Source organism: Chloroflexus sp., assembly GCF_056331925.1.
Map to the genome: position 1 here is coordinate 1 of NZ_JBWGQH010000081.1, position 679 is coordinate 679.

Consider the following 679-nt stretch of genomic DNA (forward strand, 5'->3'; position numbering starts at 1 on the left):
CTTGTTTACGCAACAAAGCGCGTGGTCAGCGTGGTCATCACCGGTATCGTTGACAAGCAACGAGCAGTTTCTGCAGGAACTACGAGCGGGGGTACTGTACCGAGATAGTGTAAATACGCCGGCCAATACCCTGAACGTCCTCAAAGACAACAACACAACGAGCGGTGGTGTTACCTACGCGCTATCGTCGAGCTGGCGGTGGATTGAGTGCAACCACGGACGTGAGATTCGCCATCGCACCACAACGCTTGCCATCTCCGCAGCAATTGCGGTGTATCTCGGTGTATCGAACGACGGGAGTACGTGGACGTGGTACACCGGTGGCACGGTGGTTGGTTCGGTGTGGAGTCCGGTGGTACAGTTATCAGAATCAAGTGCGCAAACAAACCTTTCAATACTTTCGGCTCACGGTAGAGCACTGAAACTCTGGCACGCTTTCCGTTTCGTTAACTTTACAAGAACCTTTCAATACTTTCGGCTCACGGTAGAGCACTGAAACCCGTACCTACCACCGCGCCAACATCCGCGCCAAATTCCTCTTTCAATACTTTCGGCTCACGGTAGAGCACTGAAACTAGGTTTTGCGGTTATCCAAAACGGTGATCGGTTTGACTTTCAATACTTTCGGCTCACGGTAGAGCACTGAAACATTAATGGTTTTGACGTAACGACAGAGATG

General features: G+C 51.3%; 1 protein-coding gene. It reads left to right on the forward strand.

Translation table 11 applies throughout. The features are described from left to right. Window positions 1–496, forward strand: a 496-nt coding sequence (locus tag AC01ZF_RS17585; protein ID WP_476575558.1) for a hypothetical protein, incomplete at its 5' end; no start/stop codon positions are given. Between the last annotated feature and the right edge of the window lie 183 nt (window positions 497–679).